This is a genomic window from Arthrobacter crystallopoietes BAB-32 (assembly GCF_000328305.2).
Taxonomy (GTDB): Bacteria; Actinomycetota; Actinomycetes; order Actinomycetales; family Micrococcaceae; genus Crystallibacter; species Crystallibacter crystallopoietes_A.
On record NZ_ANPE02000028.1, the window covers coordinates 1 to 5751 of the forward strand.

The 5751-nt window shown below is 57.4% G+C and carries 3 rRNA genes; all 3 read right to left on the bottom strand.

The window, feature by feature from the left end:
- Nucleotides 1-34: 34 nt before the first annotated feature.
- Nucleotides 35-151: ribosomal RNA gene (gene rrf, locus D477_RS00700) — 5S ribosomal RNA — on the bottom strand.
- Nucleotides 152-314: 163 nt separating this feature from the next.
- Nucleotides 315-3446 (bottom strand): 23S ribosomal RNA (locus D477_RS00705).
- Nucleotides 3447-3932: 486 nt separating this feature from the next.
- Nucleotides 3933-5455 (bottom strand): 16S ribosomal RNA (locus D477_RS00710).
- The 16S, 23S and 5S rRNA genes sit together here, the layout of an rRNA operon.
- Nucleotides 5456-5751 lie beyond the last annotated feature (296 nt).

A 5751-nucleotide genomic window follows, 5' to 3' on the forward strand; every position in this document is an offset into this window, starting at 1 on the left:
GTCGTTGGCGGTGCCCCTTGACCTGTGATGTTGTGTCCGGCGGTGACCTACTCTCCCACACCCTCCCGGGTGCAGTACCATCGGCGCTGCGGGTCTTAGCTTCCGGGTTCGGAATGGGACCGGGCGTTTCCCCCGCGCTATGACCGCCGTAACCCTGTGCCACCCCCGGGTGTTGGCGGGGTGGAAACCTGTGGTTCCGGCCGACCGGGCCGGCGGATTGCCGGCCATGGTGGCGGTGTATTCAGTTATGCGTGGTTTCCCTGGTGTTGTTGTCTGGGAACCACATAGCGGACGCGCAGCACATTGATGTGTGTGTGGTGTAAGTTATCGGCCTATTAGTACCGGTCAGCTTCACAGGTCTTTAGTCCCTGCTTCCACATCCGGCCTATCAACCCAGTGGTCTGGCTGGGGGCCTCTCCCCCTTGCGGGGATGGAAATCTCATCTTGAAGCCGGCTTCCCGCTTAGATGCTTTCAGCGGTTATCCAATCCGAACGTAGCTAATCAGCGGTGCACTTGGCAGTACAACTGACACACCAGAGGTTCGTCCGTCCCGGTCCTCTCGTACTAAGGACAGACCTTCTCAAATTTCCTGCGCGCGCAGCGGATAGGGACCGAACTGTCTCACGACGTTCTAAACCCAGCTCGCGTACCGCTTTAATGGGCGAACAGCCCAACCCTTGGGACCTACTCCAGCCCCAGGATGCGACGAGCCGACATCGAGGTGCCAAACCATGCCGTCGATATGGACTCTTGGGCAAGATCAGCCTGTTATCCCCGAGGTACCTTTTATCCGTTGAGCGACGGCCATTCCACAATGTGCCGCCGGATCACTAGTCCCGACTTTCGTCCCTGCTTGAGATGTCTCTCTCACAGTCAAGCTCCCTTGTGCACTTACACTCGACACCTGATTGCCAACCAGGCTGAGGGAACCTTTGGGCGCCTCCGTTACTCTTTAGGAGGCAACCGCCCCAGTTAAACTACCCATCAGGCACTGTCCCTGACCCGGATTACGGGCCGAAGTTAGATGTCCAGAGTGACCAGAGTGGTATTTCAACGATGACTCCGCCCGAACTGGCGTCCGGGTTTCACAGTCTCCCACCTATCCTACACAAGCCACACCGAACACCAATACCAAACTATAGTAAAGGTCTCGGGGTCTTTCCGTCCTGCTGCGCGTAACGAGCATCTTTACTCGTAGTGCAATTTCGCCGAGTTTATGGTTGAGACAGCGGGGAAGTCGTTACTCCATTCGTGCAGGTCGGAACTTACCCGACAAGGAATTTCGCTACCTTAGGATGGTTATAGTTACCACCGCCGTTTACTGGGGCTTAAATTCCCAGCTTCGCCCCAAAAGGGGCTAACCGGTCCTCTTAACCTTCCAGCACCGGGCAGGAGTCAGTCCGTATACCTCGTCTTGCGACTTCGCACGGACCTGTGTTTTTAGTAAACAGTCGCTTCCCCCTGGTCTCTGCGGCCCACACCCGCTCCGGAAAGCGTGTTTCCATCACGGGGCAGGCCCCCCTTCTCCCGAAGTTACGGGGGCATTTTGCCGAGTTCCTTAACCATAATTCTCTCGATCGCCTTGGTATTCTCTACCTGATCACCTGTGTCGGTTTGGGGTACGGGCGGCTAAAACCTCGCGTCGATGCTTTTCTCGGCAGCATAGGATCACCAGATCCCCCCGTACGGGGGTCCCGTCAGGTCTCAGGCTACGTGAACGGCGGATTTGCCTACCGTTCGCCCTACACCCTTGGACCGGGACAACCATCGCCCGGCCTGGCTACCTTCCTGCGTCACACCTGTTAATACGCTTACCTCCCCGGATCAGGTCCCGCGCGCCCCGCACGCACTGGCCCCGAAGGGCACTGGCGCACGGTTTGGGCGGTTAGTATCACCGGCTCGGTATGGGCGGTTTTTCGCCGGTACGGGAATATCAACCCGTTGTCCATCGACTACGCCTGTCGGCCTCGCCTTAGGTCCCGACTTACCCAGGGCAGATTAGCTTGACCCTGGAACCCTTGATCATTCGGCGGACGGGTTTCCCACCCGTCTTTCGCTACTCATGCCTGCATTCTCACTCGTGCAGCCTCCACCGTTGGCTTCCGCCACGGCTTCACCGGCAGCACGACGCTCCCCTACCCATCCGCGCTCCTGAACCACGAAGGCTTGGATACTGCACGGATGCCACAACTTCGGCGGTGTACTTGAGCCCCGCTACATTGTCGGCGCGGAATCACTTGACCAGTGAGCTATTACGCACTCTTTCAAGGGTGGCTGCTTCTAAGCCAACCTCCTGGTTGTCTGGGCAACTCCACATCCTTTCCCACTTAGCACACGCTTAGGGGCCTTAGTTGGTGGTCTGGGCTGTTTCCCTCTCGACTATGAAGCTTATCCCCCACAGTCTCACTGCTGCGCTCTGACTTACCGGCATTCGGAGTTTGGCTGACGTCAGTAACCTTGTAGGGCCCATCGGCCATCCAGTAGCTCTACCTCCGGCAAGAAACACGCAACGCTGCACCTAAATGCATTTCGGGGAGAACCAGCTATCACGGAGTTTGATTGGCCTTTCACCCCTACCCACAGCTCATCCCCTCCATTTTCAACTGAAGTGGGTTCGGTCCTCCACGACGTCTTACCGTCGCTTCAACCTGGCCATGGGTAGATCACTCCGCTTCGGGTCTAGATCACGCCACTGCAACGCCCTGTTCAGACTCGCTTTCGCTACGGCTTCCCCCCACGGGTTAACCTCGCGACGTAACACTAACTCGCAGGCTCATTCTTCAAAAGGCACGCCGTCACAGCCACAAGGACCGCTCCGACGGATTGTAAGCACACGGTTTCAGGTACTGTTTCACTCCCCTCCCGGGGTACTTTTCACCTTTCCCTCACGGTACTGGTCCGCTATCGGTCATCAGGTAGTATTCAGGCTTACCAGGTGGTCCTGGCAGATTCGCACGGGATTTCTCGGGCCCCGTACTACTTGGGATACTCTCCAAGCGGCAGCACGCATTCCGGTTACAGGGCTAACACCTTCTCCGGCCGGCCTTTCAAGACCGTTCACCTATACGCCTGCACCCACTCCAGCTGTCCGGCAGAACAGCAACGGAAAGTCCCGCAACCCCGGCCATGCAACGCCCGCCGGCTATCACACATGGACCGGTTTGGCCTTCGTCCGCGTTCGCTCGCCACTACTAACGGAATCACTGTTGTTTTCTCTTCCTGCGGGTACTGAGATGTTTCACTTCCCCGCGTTCCCTCCACGCACCCTATGTGTTCAGGTACGGGTCACCCGGTCACGCAAAACGCGCCGGGCGGGGTTTCCCCATTCGGAAATCCTGGGATCAAACGTCCGGTTATCGACTCCCCCAGGCTTATCGCAGATTCCCACGTCCTTCTTCGGCTCCTGATGCCAAGGCATCCACCGTGTGCTCTTAAAAACTTGACCACAAACGATCAAATCAGCTCATCTCGAGAGAACCACGGCCCCGGTCAAACAACCGGAACCAGGTTCATCAAAAATTGCTAGATGCTCGCGTCCACTATGTAGTTCTCAAACAACAACCCCGTCACCACCATCACAACCCCCGCCCGCGCCAAACACGCGCACCAAAAGCCATGACCGGACAGTGCAGGAAACAACCAAGCCAACAAAAACCCTTGGTTCTGCGCTGCAGAAAAGGTCCTGTTGCCTCAGGACCCAACAGTGTGCCAAGGACCAACCCCGAACCGGCTCGGCACCCGCCTTCCAAACCACCCCGCCAAAGGGGAGGCCGTACTAACCAGGCACCAGCCACCAGGGCCGGCCACAAATCCGTTGATATTCCACCCATGAGCACCCGCCGCAGAACAAACGCCTGCGCAACGGGCAACCCTGCAAACCCACGCAACCAACACACAGGAAGGCCACGCAACGGTTCGAGGCGCTCCTTAGAAAGGAGGTGATCCAGCCGCACCTTCCGGTACGGCTACCTTGTTACGACTTAGTCCCAATCGCCGGTCCCACCTTCGACGGCTCCCTCCCAAACGGGTTAGGCCACCGGCTTCGGGTGTTACCAACTTTCGTGACTTGACGGGCGGTGTGTACAAGGCCCGGGAACGTATTCACCGCAGCGTTGCTGATCTGCGATTACTAGCGACTCCGACTTCATGAGGTCGAGTTGCAGACCTCAATCCGAACTGAGACCGGCTTTTTGGGATTAGCTCCACCTCACAGTATCGCAACCCTTTGTACCGGCCATTGTAGCATGCGTGAAGCCCAAGACATAAGGGGCATGATGATTTGACGTCGTCCCCACCTTCCTCCGAGTTGACCCCGGCAGTCTCCTATGAGTCCCCGCCATCACGCGCTGGCAACATAGAACGAGGGTTGCGCTCGTTGCGGGACTTAACCCAACATCTCACGACACGAGCTGACGACAACCATGCACCACCTGTGAACCGGCCCCGAAGGGAAAGACTGTTTCCAGCCCGATCCGGCCCATGTCAAGCCTTGGTAAGGTTCTTCGCGTTGCATCGAATTAATCCGCATGCTCCGCCGCTTGTGCGGGCCCCCGTCAATTCCTTTGAGTTTTAGCCTTGCGGCCGTACTCCCCAGGCGGGGCACTTAATGCGTTAGCTACGGCGCGGAAAACGTGGAATGTCCCCCACACCTAGTGCCCAACGTTTACGGCATGGACTACCAGGGTATCTAATCCTGTTCGCTCCCCATGCTTTCGCTCCTCAGCGTCAGTTACAGCCCAGAGACCTGCCTTCGCCATCGGTGTTCCTCCTGATATCTGCGCATTTCACCGCTACACCAGGAATTCCAGTCTCCCCTACTGCACTCAAGTCTGCCCGTACCCACTGCAGACCCGGGGTTGAGCCCCGGGCTTTCACAGCAGACGCGACAAACCGCCTACGAGCTCTTTACGCCCAATAATTCCGGACAACGCTTGCGCCCTACGTATTACCGCGGCTGCTGGCACGTAGTTAGCCGGCGCTTCTTCTGCAGGTACCGTCACTTCCGCTTCTTCCCTGCTGAAAGAGGTTTACAACCCGAAGGCCGTCATCCCTCACGCGGCGTCGCTGCATCAGGCTTGCGCCCATTGTGCAATATTCCCCACTGCTGCCTCCCGTAGGAGTCTGGGCCGTGTCTCAGTCCCAGTGTGGCCGGTCACCCTCTCAGGCCGGCTACCCGTCGTCGCCTTGGTAGGCCATTACCCCACCAACAAGCTGATAGGCCGCGAGTCCATCCAAAACCAATAAATCTTTCCACCCGCCACCATGCGGTAACAGGTCATATCCGGTATTAGACCCGGTTTCCCAGGCTTATCCCAGAGTCAAGGGCAGGTTACTCACGTGTTACTCACCCGTTCGCCACTAATCCCCGGTGCAAGCACCGGATCATCGTTCGACTTGCATGTGTTAAGCACGCCGCCAGCGTTCGTCCTGAGCCAGGATCAAACTCTCCGTTAATGTTCCAAACGAAACACACACCCACCATCAAGGAAAATTGACGGCAGACATGCACTAAATTCAAATCCAGGCCAAAAAACATCGCAGCACACCACGGGGGTGGCACACCACGACAAATTTCAACCAATAAAAAATTGGTATCAACAAACTTGGCACACTATTGAGTTCTCAAACAACAGGAGCACCCGGCACCCGTCAGGCCCTCAACCAGGCCCTCCATCGCTCCGGAGCAACTTTTCCAACTTACCCGATCCTCCAGCTCTTCGCAAATCGCCGTTCCCGGCCCTGCAACGCTC